The sequence below is a fragment of the Maribacter stanieri genome (assembly GCF_900112245.1).
GTDB lineage: Bacteria > Bacteroidota > Bacteroidia > Flavobacteriales > Flavobacteriaceae > Maribacter > Maribacter stanieri.
Map to the genome: position 1 here is coordinate 510,976 of NZ_FOYX01000002.1, position 22,087 is coordinate 533,062.

The 22,087-nt window shown below is 34.3% G+C and carries 19 protein-coding genes; 6 read left to right on the top strand and 13 right to left on the bottom strand.

Features of this window, described 5'->3' with window-relative positions; all coding sequences use genetic code 11:
• The first annotated feature begins 1 nt into the window (after position 1).
• The 5 genes from BM296_RS12725 (at position 2) to BM296_RS12745 (ending at position 5,353) form a co-directional block, all read left to right on the top strand.
• Positions 2-1,792, top strand: coding sequence for a PspC domain-containing protein (locus BM296_RS12725; RefSeq protein WP_091903370.1), 1,791 nt, complete (start codon positions 2-4; stop codon positions 1,790-1,792).
• 106 nt (positions 1,793-1,898) lie between these two features.
• Positions 1,899-2,630: a head GIN domain-containing protein gene (locus BM296_RS12730; protein WP_027067491.1), complete on the top strand. Its 732-nt coding sequence runs from the start codon at positions 1,899-1,901 to the stop codon at positions 2,628-2,630.
• Positions 2,631-2,720: 90 nt separating this feature from the next.
• A complete protein-coding gene (locus BM296_RS12735) occupies positions 2,721-3,734 on the top strand; it encodes a dipeptide epimerase (protein ID WP_091903372.1) in 1,014 nt (337 codons plus the stop codon).
• On the top strand, positions 3,734-4,774 hold the full coding sequence (locus BM296_RS12740; RefSeq protein ID WP_091903374.1) for a pyridoxal phosphate-dependent aminotransferase family protein: 1,041 nt from the start codon (positions 3,734-3,736) through the stop codon (positions 4,772-4,774). The genes BM296_RS12735 and BM296_RS12740 overlap by 1 nt, the downstream gene beginning before the upstream one ends.
• 132 nt (positions 4,775-4,906) lie before the next feature.
• Positions 4,907-5,353 (top strand): hypothetical protein, encoded by a 447-nt coding sequence (locus BM296_RS12745; protein ID WP_027067494.1) that lies wholly within the window; start codon positions 4,907-4,909, stop codon positions 5,351-5,353.
• 68 nt (positions 5,354-5,421) lie between these two features.
• Here BM296_RS12745 and trxB read toward each other — a convergent pair whose 3' ends face one another.
• Positions 5,422-6,405 (bottom strand): thioredoxin-disulfide reductase, encoded by a 984-nt coding sequence (gene trxB / locus BM296_RS12750; RefSeq protein WP_027067495.1) that lies wholly within the window; start codon positions 6,403-6,405, stop codon positions 5,422-5,424.
• Between the two features lie 220 nt (positions 6,406-6,625).
• Here trxB and BM296_RS12755 point away from each other — a divergent pair, with 220 nt between their 5' ends.
• Positions 6,626-7,321, top strand: a complete 696-nt coding sequence (locus BM296_RS12755) for a LytR/AlgR family response regulator transcription factor (RefSeq protein WP_091903376.1) — start codon at positions 6,626-6,628, stop codon at positions 7,319-7,321.
• Positions 7,322-7,331: 10 nt separating this feature from the next.
• Here BM296_RS12755 and BM296_RS12760 read toward each other — a convergent pair whose 3' ends face one another.
• The 12 genes from BM296_RS12760 to BM296_RS12815 form a co-directional block, all read right to left on the bottom strand.
• Positions 7,332-8,465, bottom strand: a complete 1,134-nt coding sequence (locus BM296_RS12760; protein ID WP_091903378.1) for a formylglycine-generating enzyme family protein — start codon at positions 8,463-8,465, stop codon at positions 7,332-7,334.
• 49 nt (positions 8,466-8,514) lie between these two features.
• Positions 8,515-11,706 carry a beta-galactosidase, LacZ type gene (locus BM296_RS12765; protein WP_091903380.1) on the bottom strand — a complete coding sequence of 1,064 codons (3,192 nt, stop codon included), beginning with the start codon at positions 11,704-11,706 and terminating at the stop codon, positions 8,515-8,517.
• A 227-nt stretch (positions 11,707-11,933) separates the two neighbouring features.
• Complete coding sequence (locus BM296_RS12770) at positions 11,934-13,496, bottom strand: arylsulfatase (RefSeq protein ID WP_091903382.1); 1,563 nt, start codon at positions 13,494-13,496, stop codon at positions 11,934-11,936.
• A 33-nt stretch (positions 13,497-13,529) separates the two neighbouring features.
• Positions 13,530-14,663 (bottom strand): amidohydrolase, encoded by a 1,134-nt coding sequence (locus BM296_RS12775; protein ID WP_091903384.1) that lies wholly within the window; start codon positions 14,661-14,663, stop codon positions 13,530-13,532.
• A 50-nt stretch (positions 14,664-14,713) separates the two neighbouring features.
• Positions 14,714-15,688: an MBL fold metallo-hydrolase gene (locus BM296_RS12780; RefSeq protein WP_091903386.1), complete on the bottom strand. Its 975-nt coding sequence runs from the start codon at positions 15,686-15,688 to the stop codon at positions 14,714-14,716.
• A 57-nt stretch (positions 15,689-15,745) separates the two neighbouring features.
• Positions 15,746-16,948, bottom strand: a complete 1,203-nt coding sequence (locus tag BM296_RS12785; protein ID WP_091903388.1) for an alpha/beta fold hydrolase — start codon at positions 16,946-16,948, stop codon at positions 15,746-15,748.
• A 263-nt stretch (positions 16,949-17,211) separates the two neighbouring features.
• Complete coding sequence (locus BM296_RS12790) at positions 17,212-18,081, bottom strand: hypothetical protein (protein WP_091903390.1); 870 nt, start codon at positions 18,079-18,081, stop codon at positions 17,212-17,214.
• Positions 18,082-18,792 (bottom strand): hypothetical protein, encoded by a 711-nt coding sequence (locus BM296_RS12795; RefSeq protein ID WP_091903392.1) that lies wholly within the window; start codon positions 18,790-18,792, stop codon positions 18,082-18,084. It lies immediately after the preceding gene.
• Between the two features lie 78 nt (positions 18,793-18,870).
• Complete coding sequence (locus BM296_RS12800) at positions 18,871-19,464, bottom strand: hypothetical protein (protein ID WP_091903394.1); 594 nt, start codon at positions 19,462-19,464, stop codon at positions 18,871-18,873.
• Positions 19,465-19,659: 195 nt separating this feature from the next.
• Positions 19,660-20,418: a DUF6090 family protein gene (locus BM296_RS12805; RefSeq protein WP_091903396.1), complete on the bottom strand. Its 759-nt coding sequence runs from the start codon at positions 20,416-20,418 to the stop codon at positions 19,660-19,662.
• A 237-nt stretch (positions 20,419-20,655) separates the two neighbouring features.
• Positions 20,656-21,150, bottom strand: a complete 495-nt coding sequence (locus tag BM296_RS12810; protein WP_091903397.1) for a VOC family protein — start codon at positions 21,148-21,150, stop codon at positions 20,656-20,658.
• A 77-nt stretch (positions 21,151-21,227) separates the two neighbouring features.
• On the bottom strand, positions 21,228-22,043 hold the full coding sequence (locus BM296_RS12815; protein WP_091903399.1) for a helix-turn-helix domain-containing protein: 816 nt from the start codon (positions 22,041-22,043) through the stop codon (positions 21,228-21,230).
• Positions 22,044-22,087 lie beyond the last annotated feature (44 nt).

The following is a 22,087-nucleotide window of genomic DNA, read 5'->3' on the forward strand; positions in this document are numbered from 1 at the left end:
GATGAACAAGACAGTAAATATAAATTTAGCAAACATGCTCTTCCATATAGATGAAGAGGCATACAATATAATGCGTAGGTACTTAGAATCTGTAAAACGTTCTTTTGCCAATACACCTGGTAGCGATGAAATCATTGCCGATATAGAGGCCCGTATAGCCGAACTTTTTCATGATAAGTTAGAAAACGAAAGACAGGTTATTACTCAAAAAGAAGTAGATGAAGTTATTGCCATTATGGGGCAACCCGAGGATTATATGGTAGATGAAGACATCTTTGAAGATGAACCTAGAACTAAAACGTCTACAGCCCAAAACAGGGTTAAAAAATTATACAGAGATACTGAAAAGAAATATGTTGCAGGTGTATCTGCCGGTTTAGCTCATTACTTTGGCATAGACCCGTTATGGATTCGTTTACTTTGGATTTTCTTGACCATTTTTACATGGGGCGGATTCATCTTTATCTACGGTCTTCTTTGGATTCTTATTCCTGAAGCGAAAACTACTGCTCAAAAATTAGATATGAGCGGTGAAACGGTTAACATCAGCAATATAGAACGTAAAGTTAAAGAGGGTTTTGATGACGTAGCGGATCGTGTAAAAAGTGTGGACTATGAAAAAGTAGGCGACACCGTCAAAAAAGGAGGTAAAACGATTTTTGACACCTTTGGTGACATTGTAATGTTTCTTTTTAAGATTTTCGGTAAATTCATTGGTATACTATTGGTTATCATTGGTGCTGCTACTTTAATAGGACTTTTTGTAGGCATGTTTACTGTTGGTATTTTAGATATAATTCATGTACCCGGTATTGATTTCTATAATGTTGTTAACTCTACCAACTTACCAATTTGGGTGGTATCATTATTAGCATTTTTTGCCATCGGTATTCCGTTTTTCTTCTTAATGTACTTAGGATTAAAAATATTGGTAAACAACCTCAAGTCAATTGGTACTGTTGCAAAATTCTCTTTATTAGGATTATGGTTGATTTCCATTATATGTTTGGTAGTCTTTGGTATTAGAGAAGCTGCAGCACATGCGTATACAGGTAGCACATCTGTAGAAAACGAAATAACTTCTATTATCCCAACAGATACTTTAAATATTAGGTTAGTATCTACAGATGAGTATGATTATGAAAAGGACATGCACATGGGAGATACCTTTATATCTTATGACGAAGCTGGTAATAAGGTTTTGGTTTCAGATGATGTTAGGTTCCGTATTCGTAAGTCTCAAGATACTTTGGTACGCGTTCAAATACGCAGAGAGGCTGATGGACCATCTAATAGAGAGGCAAAAGATATTGCAAACCAAATTGTATATGAGTATGAAGTAAACGGTAACACACTTTCTTTTGACGATTTCTTAACGACACAAGGTCCTAAATTTAAAGATCAGGAGGTACGTGTTAATATATTCTTGCCTGTAGGCACCATTTTAACTTATGACCAGACAAATTCTAGAGATTGGATTACTACCGTAAATACAGACAGAGATGTTGAAGGTCTAGAAGGATATATATGGAAAATGACTGAAAGCGGAGAGCTTGAGTGTCAAGATTGTCCTGAGTTCATTGAAATGAACGATGAAGATGATAACAGCTCTAATCGCATCAATATCAATGAGAATGGAATCGATATCAATATCAACGATAATGGCGACAAAGGTAAAATCATTATCAACGAAAATGGAATTGACATTGACGTTAATGATAATGGAGAATCGTTTAAAATGAAGTTAGATCAGAATGGCGTAAAAGTAGATACAAACGATAGTATCAACTAATTACAGTTCAGGCATCTTAAACAACAATTCAGTATTTATTAATCGCAGAAGAATTATAAAACAATCATTTTTACATCATCAAATAACAATCATAAAACAAACAATCATGACAACACTAGTTAGAATTACAGTCGCACTCGTCTTAGCCTTATTACTTACATCTTGTGGCTTTGACATTAACTTCGGAGATTTTGGATCAGGTGAATCAGGTAACGGCGTAGTCGTTGAGGAAACTAGAGAAATAACCGGAGAGTTTACAGAAGTATCTGCTTCTGAAGGTTTAGAAGTTTTTGTAACACAAGGATCAGATTTTGATATCTCTGTTGAAGCTGACGAAAATATTATGGACCTTATTGGTACTGATATTAAAAACGGAAAGTTAAAAATTCATTGTATTGAAAACATAGGCCGTGCAACCAAAAAAGTATATGTGACCATGCCAAACGTTTCTGGACTTTACGCATCTAGCGGCTCTCATTTAACTACTGAAAATAGAATTCAATCAGATAAATTAGAAGTAGATGCAAGTAGCGGTGCTATTATAAATGCCAATGTCCACGCCACAAACATGGACATTGATGCCAGCAGCGGTGCAAACATTTCTTTAGAAGGTACTGCAAAAGAAGTTTATGTAGATGCCAGTAGTGGTGCAAATATTAAAGCTAAAGACTTATCAACTTTAGTTGCCACCGCAGATGCCAGTAGTGGCGCCAACATTAGCATTGATGTTACCGATAACTTGACAGCGGAAGCTTCAAGTGGTGGTAACATATCTTACAAAGGTGACCCATCTGTACAGAAGAATAAATCGGTATCTGGTAGCGTTCATAAATACTAAAATATTCCTCAATCAATTCAACTTTAAAACCCACTGAAATATCAGTGGGTTTTCATTTTGTAGTCGATACCTAATCTGTATATTAGTGGTATGCAAGTACACCTTAAGAAATATATATTACCATTAAAACATACCTTTAGTATTTCAAGAGAATCTCATGATTTTCAGGATACTATGATTGCATCATTAACCCTAAACGGCAAAACGGGATATGGTGAGGCAACATCAAATCCGTATTACAAGATCACTACCCAGACCATGATGGATGAAATCAATGCCATTTCTTCTGAGATTGAACAATTTGATTTTACCAAGCCTGAAATTTTTCATGCGTTTTTAGTAAGCAAAGGCTTATCTAATTTTGCTATTTGTGCATTAGATTTGGCAGCACATGATCTTTACGGAAAATTATTAGGCAAACCTTTATACGAAATTTGGGGAACTAGTATTGAAAACTATCCAACAACCAATTATACTATAGGTATTGCAGCTATTGATGTTATGTTAGCCAAAATGCAAGAAATGCCGTGGCCTATCTATAAAATTAAATTAGGCACTAGTGATGATGTTGCTATTGTTCGCGAATTAAGAAAGCATACAGATGCCATTTTTAGAATTGATGCCAATTGTGCTTGGACTGCAACAGAAACGATACATAATGCACCACTTTTAAAAGAATTGGGAGTTGAATTTTTAGAGCAACCCCTAAAAGCAGATGATTGGTCTGGTATGGAAGAAGTCATGCACCATAGTATTTTACCTGTTATTGCAGATGAAAGCTGCATTATAGAAAGTGATGTAGAAAAATGTGCACTACATTTTAGCGGTATCAATATTAAGTTGACCAAATGTGGCGGACTCACCCCTGCCCTACGGATGATTAAAAAAGGTAAGGAATTAGGTCTTAGCGTAATGGTTGGTTGTATGACGGAATCTACTGTAGGTATTTCTGCTATTGCTCAATTAATTCCTCAATTAGATTATGTTGATATGGATGGCGCTCTGTTATTAAGAAGTGATATAGCAACGGGAGTTCATATTGAACCTGATGGGAAGGTTATTTTCCCTAAACTAACCGGTAGCGGTGTTCAATTGTTAGATTAATGTTTACTATTGATGAATTTCCGGATAGGTCAATTAACATAGAAGGTGAAGAATATCTATATTTTGGTGGTACATCGTATTTAGGGCTTCAAACTGATCCTGAATTTCAATTGCTATTCATCAATAATATTAAAAAATATGGCACGGCCTATGGCGCATCTCGTAAATCGAATATTAAAATTGCTGTATTTGATGAAATAGATGCCTATTTATCAAAAGTGGTTGGTAGTGAAGCTTGCATTACCATGTCATCAGGTTATTTGGCTGGTCAATTGGTTTGTGATTTTTTAAAAAGTGATGAATATCAGTCATTTTACGCCCCAAATACCCACTCTGCATTATATAGCGGTCAACAGGACTTATATCCCAATTGGGTTGAATTAACCAAAGCCATACATAATAGCCCTAAGAAAACGCCTGTTCTTTTTTTAGATAGTATTGATTTTCATGGTGATAACTATCCTTACTATTCTTTTCTTAAGAAGTTACCATTACAAGATATTATTTTGGTAGTAGATGATTCTCACGGAATTGGTATAACTGGTGAAAATGGTGGTGGTAGTTTTAAGTTTTTGCAATCATTACAACCAAAAGAACTTTTAGTATCATGCTCACTTGGCAAAGGTTTTGCCGTACAAGCTGGAGCTATATTTAGTACCCAAAGGATTATAGACCTTTTAAAGGAAACACAGTTTTTTGGTGGTGCAAGCCCTGCAACACCTGCATCATTAGCTACAATAAAAGATGCCCATCAACTTTTTGAAACTAAAAGAGCCCAGTTATACAAAAACACTGCATTATTTTTGTCAAAATTAAACAGCACCTCATCTTTTGTTCATGTTGAAGGTCACCCAACGTTTAATTTTCAAAATGAAACTCTTGCCACACATCTTGAAGAAAATAGAATAATAGTAACCAATTTTAGGTATCCTACAAAAAACGATTCATTAATGAGTCGTATAGTTTTAAGCGCTTCTCATTCAAATAAAGACATTTTAACAATTTGTAATATTCTAAATTCATTCTTCAAAAAAGAATAATTCTAAGTATAATAAGGTCACTTTCATTATGTTATTCGTAATTATAGAGTGAATTTTTTGTTAAATTCTAATTTATAATTCGTATCTTTTTAGTACACATTCAACTCTTTATTAACTAAACACCTTACCACTATGAAAAAAATTATAGGATTGGTATTGTTGATGCTATTATTGGTTTCCGCAGCCTCAACTAATTCCATTAAAGAAAATTACATGCATACCATTCAAGGTACATGGGAACTGGAAAGCTTTTATAATTATGACGGACAACAGGTAATTGACACTGTACCTACCACTGATGGGTATAGACAGGTTAAAATGTACTACAACGGTAAAATTATGTGGAGCCGCTACGTGCCTGTAGATAAAATTGGAAGATTTGGTTATGGCACCTATAAAATTACGGATGACAGGCTTATGGAAACACTTGAATATGGTGATAATGAGATGATCCAAGCTATGGATACCCTGCGTATTTTTACTTTTGAATTGCTTCTCGATGATGACAAATTCAGTCAAATAACCTTAGATGAAGAAGGAAATAGAACATTTTCTGAAAACTATGTTAGAATAGATTAACTCAATTAATTCAACAAAAAAAGAGCCCATTCAAATGAATGGGCTCTTTTTAATTATAAACTATTGTATTATAATTTGTATTGATCTGCTACTGCTTCTTCAACAGAACCAATTGATGCTAGGTAACGCTCTGCATCTAATGCAGCCATACAACCAGATCCTGCAGCTGTAACCGCTTGTCTATACTCCTTATCCTGAGCATCTCCACTAGCGAATACGCCTGGTAAATTAGTCTTGGTAGACTTACCTTTTGTAATTAGGTAACCCGTTTCATCCATATCTAATTGACCTTTAAATATATCGGTATTCGGTTTGTGCCCAATAGCTACAAACAAACCGGTAATTGCAATTTCTTCTTTTTCTCCAGTTTTATTGTTTTTCATGCGTAGACCCTCAACAACTTGTTCTCCAAGAACTTCGTCTACTTCAGTATTGTAACGTACTTCTATATTTTTAATACTATGCACTCTATGTTGCATAGCTTTAGATGCTCTCATTTCATCTCTACGTACCAACATAGTAACTTTGTTACAAATGTTAGCCAAATAAGATGCTTCTTCAGCAGCAGTGTCACCTGCCCCAACAATGGCTACATCTTGACCTTTATAGAAAAAACCATCACACACGGCACATGCAGAAACACCACCTCCACGTAAACGCTGTTCACTAGGGATGTTTAAATATTTGGCAGATGCACCTGTAGAGATAATTATAGTTTCAGCTTCAATTTGCTTCTCACCATCGGCAGTTACTTTGTGTATGCCGCCTTTTTCCTTTGAAAATTCAACTGAAGTAATCATACCAATTCTAACCTCGGTACCAAAACGTTCTGCTTGTTGTTGTAATTGCACCATCATTGTAGGTCCATCGATACCCTCTGGATACCCTGGAAAATTATCTACTTCTGTTGTGGTTGTCAATTGACCTCCTGGCTCCATACCTGTATACATAACAGGTTTTAAATCTGCACGGGCAGCATAAATAGCTGCTGTATACCCTGCAGGGCCAGATCCTATAATTAATGTTTTTACACGTTCTATTTTATCAGACATAATATCAAGTGGTTCTATTAAATTCTCTATAACAAAAGTAGGTTTTTGATTGAAAAACTTACAATATAGTTATCAAAAGTTTTTATACGATAATTAGTAATGAAGATAAGTATTTATTAATTTTCCCCGTTTTTTGATCTTTAAGATTAAAATTAATTTAAGAAAAATGAACTTTCCCCCATTCTTTACGTATGTATAGTAGAACTTATATTATTATTGAATGAAGACCTTTAAATGTGCTATCATAGAAGATTCTAATGTTCAGAGGAAAATTCTTGAGCAAATTATTGAAAAAAATAAAAACTTAAAGCTTGTACTTTCTGCAAGCGCTAGTACTGAAAGCCTTAAGGAAATAAATGCATCTAATATAGATTTGTTATTCCTTGATATTGAGATGCCTGTTATGAACGGGTTTGAATTTTTAGAGGGATTAGATATCCATCCACAAGTAATCATTACTAGTCAGAACCAAAAGTATGCTCTTGAAGCTTTTAATTTTAATGTAACCGATTTCCTTTTAAAACCTTTTAGCACTGTCAGATTTGATGCTGCTATAAAAAAAGCAATAGACAAGGTGAAAACTGCAAAGCAGAAGAAACCGGAAAGTAAATTAGTGGTAAAACACAATCTTAAGCAGGTTGAACTTAATGTGCATGGTATTTTATACGTTGAAGCTTTGGGCGATTATGTAAAAGTGGTGACCGAAGAACGTAACTACGTTATTCTATCTACCATGAGCGCTTTTAATAAAAGACTGGAAGCCGATAAATTCATTAGAATTCATAAATCTTACATTGTCAACTTAAAAATGGTGGAACGCTACAACCATGAGTTCATAGAAATCAAGAACAAAAAAATACCGATTAGCCGAGCCAAAATAGTGGAGTTGGATCAACTTTTAAATTGTCTTGATTAAACCGACTATATTATTCGGTTATCATATCAACTGTAGCAACGGTTCTAAACCCTGTATGCTCTAAAGAAGAGTCCATACTGGAACCCATTCTTGCAGATACTCTGTAACTAGCACAATATGATTCGCTGCACAAGAAAGAACCTCCTTTCATCACCCTTTCTTTTGCCAATTGGTTATTTGGTGTGAACGGACTTTCTGCTCCTGTAGGATTCACCAATACTGTATTTCTAGCCTTTATTTCTTTGTAGTAGTTGGTATTATACCAATCACTTGTCCACTCCCAAACATTACCGGCCATGTCATACAAACCATATGCATTTGGCGGATATGATTTTACAGGAGCACGTAGTTCAAAACCATCGGCTTCCGTATTCTCTACAGGAAACTCACCTTCCCAAGTATTTGCTTTTTCTTTTAAAACAGATTCATCGTTACCCCAGTTATACACAGTACCAAAGGAACCTGCTCTTGATGCCAGTTCCCATTCAGCCTCGGTTGGCAATCTTCTATTTGCCCACTTGCAATAAGCTAGCGCATCTTCATAAGCAACTTGTACCACCGGATAGTTCTCTTTGCCTTTGATAGTACTTTTAGGACCGTTTGGGTGTTGCCAATTGGCACCAATGGTCCAGTTCCACCATTGTGAAAAATCATATAAATTAGGTACCGTCGATTTAGATTTTTTGAAAGTTAGCGAACCAGGTTGTAAAATAGAATCATGTGGTTTTTCGGTACCTACTGGTACTTGTTTTTTCAACTCCTCCCAGTCAATTCCTTTTTCAGCAACAGTTACATACCCCGTAGCCTTTACAAATTCTGCAAATTGGGCATTAGTAACTTCAGTGACATCCATAAAAAAACCATCAACTGTTACATCTATAGCTGGCTTTTCATGTTGCATTGCAGTTTTATCATTACTTACCGCACCCTGCTTAAAGGTTGCGCCAGATACCCAAACCATACCATCTGGAATGGCAATTTCTGCTGGTTTATCAACTAAAATCTTATGGTCGACTACTTGAACAGTTGATTCAATATTTTCAGATAATTTATCTTGAACCTTATTTACTTTGGGTTCTGACTTACAATTGACGAATGCCAATAATAAAATACCTAACTCCAAAAAACGTGCGCATTTATTCATAGCCTAAATATACTTTCTCCCATTTTAAATACAGATAAATCTAGAAAATTTAACGTATCGGACTTATTACATATTGAAATGAAAGATTCTCTGGCTTTATTTGATACTTTTCCAACGGTAAAAATCCCCAACTGTTATCTCCGCCAACACCCATTTGACTATGGTCAATATTAATATTGATTAAATTTCTTGCTGGTATATCATAGGTGTGCTGTTGTCTTTTCTGCATGCCTTCATCAAAATCTGAATTTAACTGATGGTGTGCAGTGAAAGAGAACAATTCTGGAGCAGTTATTTTAATTCCTCTTCCCTCTGAATTTTCAAATGATAATGATCTTATATCTGTCCTATTGCCATTTTCTTGCGGACGTATATATTCGAAATATAAATCGGAAACATTAGCTTCATACACACCGACCATCGCAGAGGTATTACGATCTTGATAGTTTTCGTGTTCTCCTCTACCATACCATTCTACTTGATCGTAACTGTCATCAATAATTAAATTATTACCAAATCTTGGCAATATCGGCAAATCGCCACTAATACCTTTTAACTTTGTACTTACTAATATTTCGCCCTTGGTATTTATAGTATAGGTTACATTTACCTGACCATTTACTGAAGGTAATTCGTAATCTGCAGTCAGCTTCAAATCCTTTCTAATTTTAAACGGATTAGCCGTTAACTTTACAGCATCAATAATTTTCTTGCCCTCATTTGAGTTCAATTCTAAACTTATGATATTTTGTATATCGGTAGCCTCTTTCCATTTCTTTAATAGACTGGGCATATTGTAGCCATAATCGTTATCGTTCGGTGCTCTCCAGAAATTTACGGTCGGTCCTTTTTGTAATAAATTACCTTGACCGTAATCTATAGAAGATAATGTTCCGTTTTTACTATTAAAACCAATTTCAAATCCGTCACCTTTTACAATAATGGATTCATCAATTTTAGTAACAACTAATCCGTCAATATTCTCCTTAAATATAGAAAGATTAAATTCTGTTAACTGAAACTGTTCATATGCTAATAAATAATTTGCAGGTATTAAGGCACTTTCATTTTTTGTTGTCATATAAACATTCAAATGATATTCAGAACCTGTATTTGCTAATGCTGGCAAGTCTATCTGAACTTCTTTAGTTTTGTACGGAGCAATATCAACATCTGCTAAATTCCCTTGCCCTACTTCTACTCCATTTTCTAATAATTTCCAAGAAAAGGAATATTCAGACAAGTTGGTGAAATCATACCTATTCTTTAAACTGATTTTTCCAGATTTCGGATCTACAGCCTTAAATTTCACATATTGATACACCTTCTTTACTTCATATAAAGCAGGATGTGCAGAACGATCGGGATCAACTAATCCGTTCAAACAAAAATTATTATCATTCTGTAATTCTGCCCCACCTATATCGCCACCAAAGGCATAAAACTCCACACCCTCTTCATTGGTCGCTTTTAGACCTTGATCTACCCAATCCCAAATGAAACCGCCTTGCAGCACATCATACTTTTCTATGGCATCCCAATACTCTTGTAAATTTCCTACGCTATTTCCCATAGCATGTGCATACTCGCACTGAATTAAAGGTCTCTTCGGGTTATTCTCTGCATAGGCAATAGTTTGATCTACCCTTGCATACATAGGTGCCTGTATATCTGTATTTGAGTAATTAGTCGCTCCTTCATACTGTACTGGTCTGGTAGTATCATGTGCCTTTAACCAATCGTACGTATCAAAAAGATTTTGACCATTACCCGCCTCATTACCTAATGACCACGTAACAATAGATGTGTAATTTTTATCTCGCTCGAACATACGAATCGTTCTATCTAAATGCATTTCTCTCCACTCTGGGCGGTATGCAGGGTGAATTGCAATTGCCTCCTCATCACCATCTAAACCTTGGTTGGTTGCCCCCATACCATGAATTTCAATGTTAGCTTCATCAACTACATAAAAACCATATTTGTCTGCCATTCTATAGAAAAACTCATTTTTAGGATAGTGACTACAACGAATTGCATTAATATTGTTTTGCTTCATTACCTGCATATCTTTCAAGGTAACCGCTTCGCTAATAACATGACCGGTTACTTCATCATGGTCATGAAGGTTTACACCTTTTATCAATACCGGCATTCCATTAACTAAAAACTGATTATTCTTGATTTCGATTTTTCTGAATCCGATTTTAGAACTGATCGCTTCGGTAGTATTTCCTTTTTTATCCTTTAGCGTAAAAAGTAGCGTATATAAATTTGGCTTTTCAGCATTCCATGTCATTACATCAGTAATTTCCTGAGCAAATTTTAACGTAGTTGTGCCTTCAACAACATCTAATTTCTGGTCTACTTTAAATATTTCCTTGGCACCATCTAATAAGGTAACTTCTACTTGAGCACCTTTTTGCTTCTTGCCCGTATTCGCCAGTTTTAAATCTAAACTGAATTTACCGCTGGTATACGTATCATCTAAATCTGCCACCACGGTGTAATCTTTTATGGTCGCTTTATTAGTCGCATATAAATACACATCTCTATCTATACCGCTTAAACGCCAAAAATCTTGATCTTCTAAATAGCTGGCGTCAGACCAGCGTAGCACTTGAACAGATAAATCATTTTTGCCTGGTTTCAGGTATTTAGAAATATTAAATTCTGCGGGCGTTTTACTGCCTTCGCTATACCCAACCATTTGTCCGTTCATATACACATACATAGCACCGCTTACACCGCCAAAATGCAAATACACTTCTTTTCCATTCCAGTTTTCAGGAGTTTCAAAACTGCGTTTATAGCTACCTACGGAGTTGATATCGTGGGGAATAAATGGTGGATTCTTAGGAAAAGGATACACCACATTGGTATAAATTGGTGTGCCATGACCTTTAAGTTCCCAGTTCGATGGTACCGTAATTTTACCCCAATCCGATGTATCGAAGTCAGATTCAAAAAATGTAGTTGGTCTTTCTGGTACACTTGCGGCATAATTAAAATACCACTCCCCGTTTAAAGACTGATAGAATGATGAATTCTCCCAACTTTCATTTGCTAAAGCTAATTCCGCATTCTCATAACGATATAGAGATGCCGTGGGTTCTTCCCTATTAATTTGAAATATTTCTGGATTCTCCCATTCAGGATTTTCCCATTTTGGTGCTTGGGCAAACCCTATTACCGTAAATAAAAAAAAAGAAAATACGCAGAATTTAATACCGTTTCTCATGTTATAATCGTTGTAGTTTGGTGGTTCTCAAAAATGTAGAATACATTAAATTTCTAATGATTTCTTATTTTTAGTAATTATATAAATCGGAATTCACACTTTAACACCCTAAAAATTTAGATACCATCAATGATTCCATCCTTGCAAAATACAATTAAACTTGCAAATTTGAAAAGGAAATGAAATTGTAAAAAATGTAAAATCGAAGAAGATGAAATTGCTAAATATTAATCACTTAATAATCCTTTTTCTAAGAATGGAATTTTAAATAACTGGGTCTCAGGTTCGGTATGTTCTTTATCGAAAATTTCAGCTGCCCTTTTTAGAATTTCAGGATGTTCTGTTGCAATATTGTTTGTTTCGGTAGGATCATCCACTAGATTATACAGTTCTAATGTTGGTTTCTCCTCGTCTTTTAAATGCTGGCGAATAACTTTCCAGTCACCCATTCTAATGGCAACCTGACCACCATACTCCGGAAATTCCCAATACATAAACTCATGCTTTTCTTGATTTTGCTCCCCCAACAATGTGGGTAAAAAGCTAACACCATCTGTTTCTATTGGTTTGTCAAAATCTAAAACATCAGCAAAAGTTGCTAACATATCATAATGTGCAGATGCATGATTGCTTGTTGTTTCCGCTTTAATTTTACCTGGCCACGTAAAAAAAGTAGGAACTCTAATTCCGCCTTCATACACAAATCCTTTTCCCCTACCATACTCTCCGTCAAACGGTTTTGCACTTTCAAAAAATATTGGGTCTGCACCACCGGCATAACTTGGTCCGTTATCTGATGTAAATACAATCAAAGTATTATCATAAATTCCTTCGTCTTTTAACTGCTTTACTAGCTTACCCACATTTTCATCAAAATAAGATACCATAGCTGCATATGCAGCATGGGGTGTTTGATGTGAAAAATAACCATTTCCATTACCCGATAAATATGGCTCTTCTGGACCAAATTTTTCGATATAGTGGTCTACCCAACGCTTTGGCGCCTGTAATGCTACGTGTGGAACAGGAGTTGCCCAATACAAGAAAAACGGATTTGCTATATTCTCAGCTACAAAACCGGTAAGCTCTTCGAACATTAAATCGGGTGCATATTCTGTTAATGTATAATCTTTATAACTGGTAGGGTCTTTTGGGTCTAAACCTTTTGGAAAAGGTGTACTTGGCGCAATGGTATCATTCGCCAAATGCACACGGTTTTTGTTCTTGTATAAATGCAATGGATAATAGGTATGTGCCTGTCTTTGGCAGTTAAAACCGTAGAAAAAATCGAATCCCATTTCATTGGGTACGGAATGTGTGTGCGGTGCCCCTAAGCCCCATTTACCTACCAATGCAGTTTTGTACCCTTCTTCTTGTAAATAATTGGCAATGGTCTTGGTGCCTTTGGGAACTGGGCGTTGACCTTCTAATGTAGAATCTTTTGCCATGGCTTTATAATCCCAGACATCGCCACGATCGTTCCACTCATCATTACCACGAATAAATGAATTCCCTGAATGTTTACCTGTCAAAAACATATATCTGGCGGGAGCACAAACGGGAGCGCTTGAATAGTGCTGTGTAAAAATCATACCTTCTTTTGATAAGGCATCGATATTGGGAGTTTCTATTTTTTCTTGACCAAAAGCACCTATTTCGGCATAACCTAGATCATCTGCTAAAATGTAAATGATATTCGGTTTTTGGACTGTAGATTTTTCTGGTTCTTTTTCTTCTTGACAGGAATGTAGGTGAATTACAACGAGTAAAAAGAGAACTATTTTTTTCATTTTGGTAGGATAGGATGGTTATCTTAAAGATACTTATTTTCCTAAAATCTCGGTAATCAAACCTTTAAACATTTGTATACCCGATGCTATTAACTCATCAGGAAAATCATAATTAGAATGATGCAATGCCGGTTGATTTTCTCCTGCTCCTAATCCAAAAATTGCACTTTTATAATGCTGTGAAAACCACCCGAAATCTTCACCAAATTTTAAGGAACTTGGGTTCTCAACCAATTCTAAATTTTGTTGTTTCGCCACCTTTTCAACTAATGCAACACATTCTTTATTGTTTTTTGATGCAGGAAAAAACTCAAACCATTCCATATCAAATGTCAATCGATATTTGTCTGCGATATCATTGACCGTTTTCTTTATTTTATCTTCTAGCTCGGTCATTACTTCACCACTCCATGTGCGTATAGTATAATGTAGTTCTGCATCTTCAGCTGAAATACCGTAATTCTTCTCCCCTAGGTTAACATATATTGGAGTTAATAAAGCAAAGTCTTTACATTGTGAATTTGGTTGTACAAAGCTTGATAGTAATTGTATTAGTTCAGCTACTGCCAACGCAGGGTTAACTCCATTTTCTGGCTCAGAGGCATGTGCTTTTTTACCCTTGAAATTAATACTCATACTCTGTACCGTTGCTGTAAAATAACCTGATTTTACACTAATAGTATGTTTTTTAAACCCAGGTAAATTGTGAAGTGCAAATACGTAATCAGGTTTAAAATTTGTAAGTCTGGTATCTTCCAAAACCTTAGCCGCACCTTTACCGGTTTCTTCGGCAGGTTGAAATAATAATATTACTTTACCCTGATTAATTGTTGCATTTGTTAACCAAGTAACTAATCCAGCAACAATAGTCATATGACCATCATGTCCGCATTTATGGGAGACTCCGCTGTTCTTAGATTTATGTTCAAAAGTATTCGCTTCTTGTATGGGTAGAGCATCTAACTCACACCGAATTACAACTGTTGGTCCACCATTATCAAATTCATAGACCACTGCCACTCCTGCCCCACCTACATTTGTAATAATGTCTTTTGGATTGAACTTCTTTACAAATTCTGTTATGCGTTTAGCCGTGGTATATTCTTCACCCGAAAGCTCTGGGTATTTGTGTAGTTCTTTTCGTAGCTGAACTAGTGTTTCATTCATAGAACTAAATATACTGCATATTCAGACATTTTATCAGCTATTTATGTAAGCTATAATTCAAATACATCATTGATTCGTCCAATTTTAAACCCTTTTTTAAGTACTAAAAGACTTTCTTGACTGTTAGGGTCTAATAACGGATTTGTATGGTTAAAATGGATAAAAACTACTTTGCTTTTATCCTTTTCGCTTAAGCCCTCAAACATCTCTATACTTTCAATTACAAAGGGATGTGGAATTTCACTAATATCCCTATTATTAATTTCTTTACCACTGTAAAAAGTTGCATCTATAAATGCATAATCAACCTTTTTAATTTCAGCGACAATATCCTTCTCCCATTTATCCCATTTATCAATATCAGGAATAAACAACGTACTTTTATTTGGTCCTTCTATATGATACCCTACTGTTTCTGAAAATTCGTCTCTATGCGGTACTAAAGTAGGTGTTACCTCAATTGATTCCGATAAACGTACCGGAGCTTCATTTACCATCTTGTGGAGCACAATATTTTCTCTTTTTACAAGCTGGTTCCAAGGTCCGTTTTCATTAAGAAAAATTTCCATTTTTGGCATCACATACACAGGTGTACTTTTGGCATCCATGGCTTCCTTTCCTAAATACATTAACCCGGTATAATGACCTATATGTGCATGTGTTATAAAAATACCATCTACCAATTCTTTATCGTTTTTTGTCTCAATTGTCGTAAGCATTTTCATCTGCTTACCAATGTCAGGTGTAGCATCAAACATATATGTTTTTTGATTATCCGTATCAATTAACCCTAGTGAAATAACGAGCGTTTCTATAGTGGCATCTTCAAAGAGTTCAATGCAACACTCTTTTTTGCAGCCTATTTGTGGTGAACCTGCATCTTGTGCCGTTCCAAGAATAACGATTGAAGTATTCGTTACGCCAACTTCTATGCTAGATAATATATCTTGTTTTGATTTTGGTTTTGGTTTTTCAGAACAGGAAAAAATCACGAAAGCTATAATAATTACAAGAAATCTATTCATTTGTATTTAATACATGGTGTTTATATAACCAATAATAGGTAGAAATGTAGCGATTTATTATTGTTTCAACTCTAACAACACATTCTTGGCATTTTCATTTTCCGGATTTAATTCTAGTGATTTCTCATACATTTTCATTGCCTCAGCCTTCTTATCTGCCATCAACAAAACTTCTCCATAACTGTCATAAACATTAAAACTATCTGGAAAAAGTAATGTATTCAATTTAAAAACTTCCATAGCTTTTTCTAGTTCTTCATTTCTTAAAAATGAATACCCCAGTTCATTCAAATCATGCTCTGAACGATTGTTTACCTTAGTTTCAATAGACATTTCAATGGCATTATCTAAAGCTTTTTGCAACAACTCTCTTTGCTGATTTTCATTTAATGTTGCTGAATACGCTTTTATAATTGTATTGATGATTAGCCCTGGATTATCTTGAAATACCGCATGCGCACTTCCGTACGCTATAATATTTTCTACATTGTCTTTATTATGGTTAAATTCTTTGTGAAGCTTTCTCCATCTATTTGAAAGCACTTCTGGAAAGCCTGCAAATGAGTTTTCAGGAAAAACATTTATAATAGGTATGTTATTTGGAAATTCTATGTTTCTCATATATCGCATAATTTCATTGAAATTTGCATTCATATAATAATCACCCGAAGGTTTTACTATCGTACTTGTATCAAACATGTTATCTCTCATTGTCAGTAATTCTTCATTCCAGAAGTTATTAAGAGTAACATCTATCAATACAACCGATTTTACCTTTTTAGGATATTTATGCGCATATAACAGGTTGTATAAACCACCGTACGAATGAGAAACTAGTATTATTTCATTGTCATAACCCAACTTTGAAAGTCCTATCTCCAGTTCCTTAATTCCATTTTCTATACCAAAATCTGCATCATTTTTTAGTTTTGGATTTAATTCACTTGTTCCAAATCCTGATCGGTCATAGGTGATTAATGTAGTACCTGTAACGTTATGAATTTTCTCTAGTATGCCGTGCCAAACAGAAGCATCATTACCTGCCCCTGCTTCAAAAAGAATTGGAGTGCCTTCGCCTTTCATTATTCTGAAATGCATATTATAACCGCCAACGTCTACTAATGTATCTTGAGTTTGAGAATGTATGGAAAGTGAAAATAAAAGTACTATTGAAAGATAGAAAAATTTCATTTGGTCAGTGGTTTTAGGTTCATTTAAAGTCTTTTTGTGGTCTATTTTATGAAGCAAGAATCGTTCCATAAAAAGCTGAATTTTCAGTCTTAGCTTTACTTGTAAAATTTAATTCCAGTCTATTATTTTCAACCTTAATTCCCCATAATCTTGTATAATAAATAAGAGTTACATTTCATCATGCTTAACTATAAAACAAAATATAGTAGTGGATACAGATTACTTCATAGTAAAATAGATTGTGAATTAGCTTAATAAAAATGGGAACGAATAATTCATTCTTAACTTAAAAAATCTTTTGAGTTAGAGTAAGCTCCTAACCACTTGTATGTTTAACTTTTTGCTCTTTTTTTATTGATATGATATGTAAATTGCAAAACTCTTAAATTCCATAACGTCAAGGTCTGTATTGCAATTATATTTTCATTTTTAGAGCTTACAACTAGCTCATCTTTAAATGATTTAATGAATTTAGTCCAAAGGTTTCCCTTAGAGTCGTTGAGTAAAAAGTAAAAACCACTATCGCCTATTTTCTTTCCAGAAGAAGTTAAAATCAGCTCTCCGTTTTTACCTACACTCGGACTTAAAATAACCGTTGCGCTTCCGTTCGGCAATGGAAATATGGCTTTAATACAAGTTTGTCCCGATGGTATTACACATGTCTCATAAACACCCGAATACACTACCTCCCCTGTTCCCTTAAAAGATCTAAGCCAAATAGTGCGTTTCACTTCTTTGGTTATAGCATCTAATAAATGAATTATATCACTTTTTAAGGATTCTGAATCTTCAATATTTTCTATCGGAACATTTAACTGTTCAATTCGATTACTAAATAATAATCTTAGCAGCACACCAAATCCTTTAAAAAAAGGATTCCATTTTACTTTCAAATCAAAATCGTAGTTACTCGTATTTTCGTAGAAATCAATTACACTTTTGGATAATTTATTTTGTTCTTCGCTAGATAAATTCAACTGATTTATTGATGATAATATCCCTTTATCATTTTCTTTCTCATCAACTATTAACTGCTCATTTTTAGCTAGTTGTTTAATAAATTTTACACCTATGCCATTTGTACTCCCAAAAGGACCTAACAACCATTTGTTTTGATCTTCAATAATTTTTTTTCCAAATAGTATTACCCATTGTTGGGTAATTAAATCTTGAAGGTTTTGTTTTAGAATTGCAATTCCCATTTAGTTCTTTTTAAGATCAGGAATATAATTCTCTTTGCCTTTCCACGAACCAAACTCAGAAATAGGCTTAAAACGCAGCGTCGTAAATTCGAAATGAAAGTCTTTTCGTTCCCGCTCTTTCATTGCATTTGCATGTCTTTTTGGCTTAGGCATGGTACTATGACCGTGAACCATATTGGTCATTTCCTCTTCTGTTTTCCAAATTGAAAAAGTAGAAACTGTATTTGGAAATCTAACGGATGCTAATGATAGTAAAGTGCCTTCATGGTCACGTACTAATTTTTCTACTGGTCTTCCCCAATGTAGAAACCTAGGTACTGCCAATGGTTTCATTCTAGCAATGGTAACTGCTACAACAGAAGATGCCGAAGTTGCTAATTTTGCTTTCTGTTCTGGAATTTTGAATCCGCCTATTTTTCCCCACTCCCTCATAAATTCTAACCGAACATGCCAACCATTTAACAAGAGTTTGCCAATTTTTTCTTTATTCAGGTACTCTTCAAGGGCTTCTTCATTTTCCCATTGTGCAAAAATTGCGACTTGTTTTATAAGAAATCTAGAAGTAGATATAATTGGTGAGCCTAATGTCATCGCCGTCATATATTCTGCATGAATTAAGCCTTTGGTATTCTTATCAATTGGATTTAAAAACAATCCTTTTATCGCCATTGAAAATGGTATACTAACAAGATGATAAGAGAATAAGGTCATATATTTTTATTGAATCTTGTAGGTTTTGTTTCGTATTGCTTAAGTTCTTCTGTTATATTAGTTAAAATACATTTACTACTAATTAATAATATCTTCAAAACCCACCATTAAGTCCACAAGCCTCTGTTTTTCCTCAAAACCTGGGTACTTTTGAGATATAGATATTTTAGGAGCAAAGCTGCTGTAATTTATATATTTCTTATTCTGATATACATTAAAATGATAAGTTTGCCCACCAGAAGTAGCTAGCGCCAAAGTTGTATTTTCTTTATCCTCAAAATTTAATTTGGCTTTATCAATTTTAAATTTCCTTTGGGTTATGCAAGTATTTAAAAAACTCCAATACTGCAGATAATTATTCTTTTTTATTTTTACTTTTTTTACTTTTTTTACTTTAGCTTCTACTTCGTTTTCAACGGATTCAGCTATTTTATATAACTCAACCTTTCCATTATTTAGATACACGATTACATCAGAATCCAGTACTCTTATTGGGTAACTAGAATAGCCAATTTGAATAATCAAGGCATTTTGGTCTTTCAATTTTAATATTTCTGTATAACTATTTTCTTCAATAGCTATACCTTCAAATTGAATTTCTTTTATTTTAGAGTTTTGAGCACATATAATCACAGGACAGATAGTAAAAAAATAAAGTAAAAAATATTTCATATAATTCGTAACGTCTAAGCTGAGCATAGTCAAGGAATTTTTCGTTTCCATTTGCATACGAAGCTAAAGCTTTTTGCTTGGTATTTTTTATTGCTCAAAGCAATATTCCAAGGATTTAGCGACTTTATAAATATAAACAGTCCTTAAGATTTTACTCTAAGGTTCACGCTACTTTTAGATTTCGTTGCGCTATCGTTACTCTTCCTCTAATTCAACATCTATAATTTGTATCATTTTTTGGATTTTATCCATAAAAACTTGTTCATCCAATACATTCTCTTTTTTCCAGCTGAAAATATTGGCTGTCAAATCTTCCATTTCACGATTATTGAAAAACCACTTATAGTCAGAGGAGTAAGTTCCTTTCGGGAATTCTTGGTACTGTTCAGCAGAGGAAATAATGTCTAAAGCACTCAATTTACCATCTGTAGCAGGCCAAAAGCGGTCATTTAGTAATTTTCTCACATAGCCATCTTCTTGATTAGCATCTATAACCATAGATTCGAAAGAAGAAATATAAGATTTCAACTCCGCATTCTTTAAATAATCAATTTTGTTTGATGCAATAAGTGATTTGATATATCCATCTTTTGCTTCAAAAGAATATCCTGAAAAAGCATTTGACATTAATGAGTCTAATTTTGATTCAGAAACGCTGGAAACATCAGTTCCAAACAGTTTTAAAATAATAATGCCATCCTCAAATTCTGATTTATGTTGTCTATTTATTTTTTTGAGGTCTTCAAGATTATATTTTAATTCAGTTTTTAAGTTTTGAAGAATTTCTATTTCCGCAATTTTAATCTTTCGTTTCTCATTCCAATTATTTATCTGAAGCGCAATTAAAATTCCAATAACTACAAGAAGAATTTCTCCGATTGCGTATTTAAAATACTTTCCAGTTTTACCTTCTGAAAGCAAATTTTGTCTAATTTTTCTAAAAAATTTTATCATTAGTTAGCGATTGGTAATAATGAAGCACAACATTGATAATAAGGGTAGTGTGGGTATTTTGAGCGCAAGCCTTTACGGTTATAGTACATAGCTAAGCCTTATTTTTTGTTTTTAAATTTAACTATAAAAACTCAAAATAAGGCTTTGCGCACTTCGATTTACAGAACTACCTTTCGGAAAGTACCAAAGTCTGTATTACTTATGTCTATTATTGTGCGTTCGTTCTATTTCCCTCGTTTAGTTTGGGGAATGCAGACCAATTTTATTCCCTTCCGAATCGAGAAATATTGCGTAATATCCACTTTCATCTGCGTGAGGTGATTTTGGAACAATTATTTTCCCGTCATTTTCTTCGACCTTATCAAGAATTATTTGAAGATTATCTCCTCCATTTAGATATATGGTCACTCCTTCTGCAGAGGGTTTATAACCTTCTGCTTTCATTATAACTCCCGTTATCATTTGCCCTTCGTATGGGAATATTCCCATTTGCATTTCTGGGAATTCCATTTTTTCAATATTAATGTCTAAAATTGCCTGATAAAAATCTACTGCTCTTGAAATATCTGTAGCCGGAATTTCAAAAATGGAAATAAAACTTTTCATATCGCTCATTTTATGTGTTTCGTTTGAATCTGTTTGTTGGTTCTCGGTACTGGATTTGCCTTGACCTTTACAAGCTATAATGCAAAAGGAAAGTATAACCGCACTACAAAGTATTCTCTTTTTCATATTTGTTTTTTTTAAGTTCTCGGTACAAATATGAATTATTTTAGAAGTCTAAAATTGTAAAAATGCGACACGTGGTTTTACTTGTAGAAGAGTGTTGAAAGAGCCATATTTTCGTTAGCTAAAAACTCCTTAGGGTTAATACCTGTAAACTCCTTAAAGTCTTTTATGAAATGTGCTTGGTCGAAATATTCACTTTCATATGCAATGTTGGTTAGGTTGTCCTTCTTTTTGTTAAGCAATATTTTCAATGCAGTTTGAAGTCGAATTACTTTACCCAATTGTTTTGGACTGATACCAATTTGCTTTTTAAAATTTCTTTCGAGTTGTCTTCTTTTAGACAAATCTTCTTTAAGAATAGTGGTTATAGATTCAGTTCCATTTGATGATAAAAGAGCTTCAACGGTTTGTTTTACGATATTGTCAATAGTAATTTTGTCATTCAATTTTTCCAAAAGAAAATTCTCTATGATTTCAATTCTATGTTTGGTGTCTGCTGCGTGAATTATTTTTTGTTCCAATTCATTGGCGGTGTATGCTCCGAACAATAATTCTATAGGTGTTTCTTTATTTGCCAAATCTTTAATTGGCATTGTAACGAAATTAGCAAATCCATAAGGGTAAAATCTAATTGAAAATGTATTTACGAAACCTGTTGGTTCGATATAAAATGGTTCAATAGTTTGCCCAAGTACCATTGCACGAGGTTGCAGTATAAATTCATCTTTTGAAGTATAACGCTTAATGTCGTCTCCAAGAATAAAGGCCATTTCAATACAACCATCAGGTATAATTCGCTGTCTTTCAGAATTGTTCTCCGCAGGAACTTCTAAAGTCCAATAACAACTTATAAGGGATCCTAAATCTGAATGTGGTTGAAAAGTTTGATAGTTCATTGATTAATTGATGCTCTTTGAATGACGCACAACGGTTTCGGCAT

Bases quoted from the DNA above. Each gene is read 5' to 3' on its own strand.
- BM296_RS12805 (WP_091903396.1), bottom strand. From the start codon at position 20,418: ATGATAAAATTTTTTAGAAAAATTAGACAAAATTTGCTTTCAGAAGGT.
- BM296_RS12810 (WP_091903397.1), bottom strand. From the start codon at position 21,150: ATGAAAAAGAGAATACTTTGTAGTGCGGTTATACTTTCCTTTTGCATT.
- BM296_RS12785 (WP_091903388.1), bottom strand. From the start codon at position 16,948: ATGGAACGATTCTTGCTTCATAAAATAGACCACAAAAAGACTTTAAAT.
- BM296_RS12745 (WP_027067494.1), top strand. From the start codon at position 4,907: ATGAAAAAAATTATAGGATTGGTATTGTTGATGCTATTATTGGTTTCC.
- BM296_RS12780 (WP_091903386.1), bottom strand. From the start codon at position 15,688: ATGAATAGATTTCTTGTAATTATTATAGCTTTCGTGATTTTTTCCTGT.
- BM296_RS12730 (WP_027067491.1), top strand. From the start codon at position 1,899: ATGACAACACTAGTTAGAATTACAGTCGCACTCGTCTTAGCCTTATTA.
- trxB (WP_027067495.1), bottom strand. From the start codon at position 6,405: ATGTCTGATAAAATAGAACGTGTAAAAACATTAATTATAGGATCTGGC.
- BM296_RS12755 (WP_091903376.1), top strand. From the start codon at position 6,626: ATGAAGACCTTTAAATGTGCTATCATAGAAGATTCTAATGTTCAGAGG.
- BM296_RS12770 (WP_091903382.1), bottom strand. From the start codon at position 13,496: ATGAAAAAAATAGTTCTCTTTTTACTCGTTGTAATTCACCTACATTCC.
- BM296_RS12735 (WP_091903372.1), top strand. From the start codon at position 2,721: ATGCAAGTACACCTTAAGAAATATATATTACCATTAAAACATACCTTT.
- BM296_RS12800 (WP_091903394.1), bottom strand. From the start codon at position 19,464: ATGAAATATTTTTTACTTTATTTTTTTACTATCTGTCCTGTGATTATA.
- BM296_RS12790 (WP_091903390.1), bottom strand. From the start codon at position 18,081: ATGGGAATTGCAATTCTAAAACAAAACCTTCAAGATTTAATTACCCAA.
- BM296_RS12725 (WP_091903370.1), top strand. From the start codon at position 2: ATGAACAAGACAGTAAATATAAATTTAGCAAACATGCTCTTCCATATA.
- BM296_RS12795 (WP_091903392.1), bottom strand. From the start codon at position 18,792: ATGACCTTATTCTCTTATCATCTTGTTAGTATACCATTTTCAATGGCG.
- BM296_RS12815 (WP_091903399.1), bottom strand. From the start codon at position 22,043: ATGAACTATCAAACTTTTCAACCACATTCAGATTTAGGATCCCTTATA.
- BM296_RS12765 (WP_091903380.1), bottom strand. From the start codon at position 11,706: ATGAGAAACGGTATTAAATTCTGCGTATTTTCTTTTTTTTTATTTACG.
- BM296_RS12760 (WP_091903378.1), bottom strand. From the start codon at position 8,465: ATGAATAAATGCGCACGTTTTTTGGAGTTAGGTATTTTATTATTGGCA.
- BM296_RS12775 (WP_091903384.1), bottom strand. From the start codon at position 14,663: ATGAATGAAACACTAGTTCAGCTACGAAAAGAACTACACAAATACCCA.
- BM296_RS12740 (WP_091903374.1), top strand. From the start codon at position 3,734: ATGTTTACTATTGATGAATTTCCGGATAGGTCAATTAACATAGAAGGT.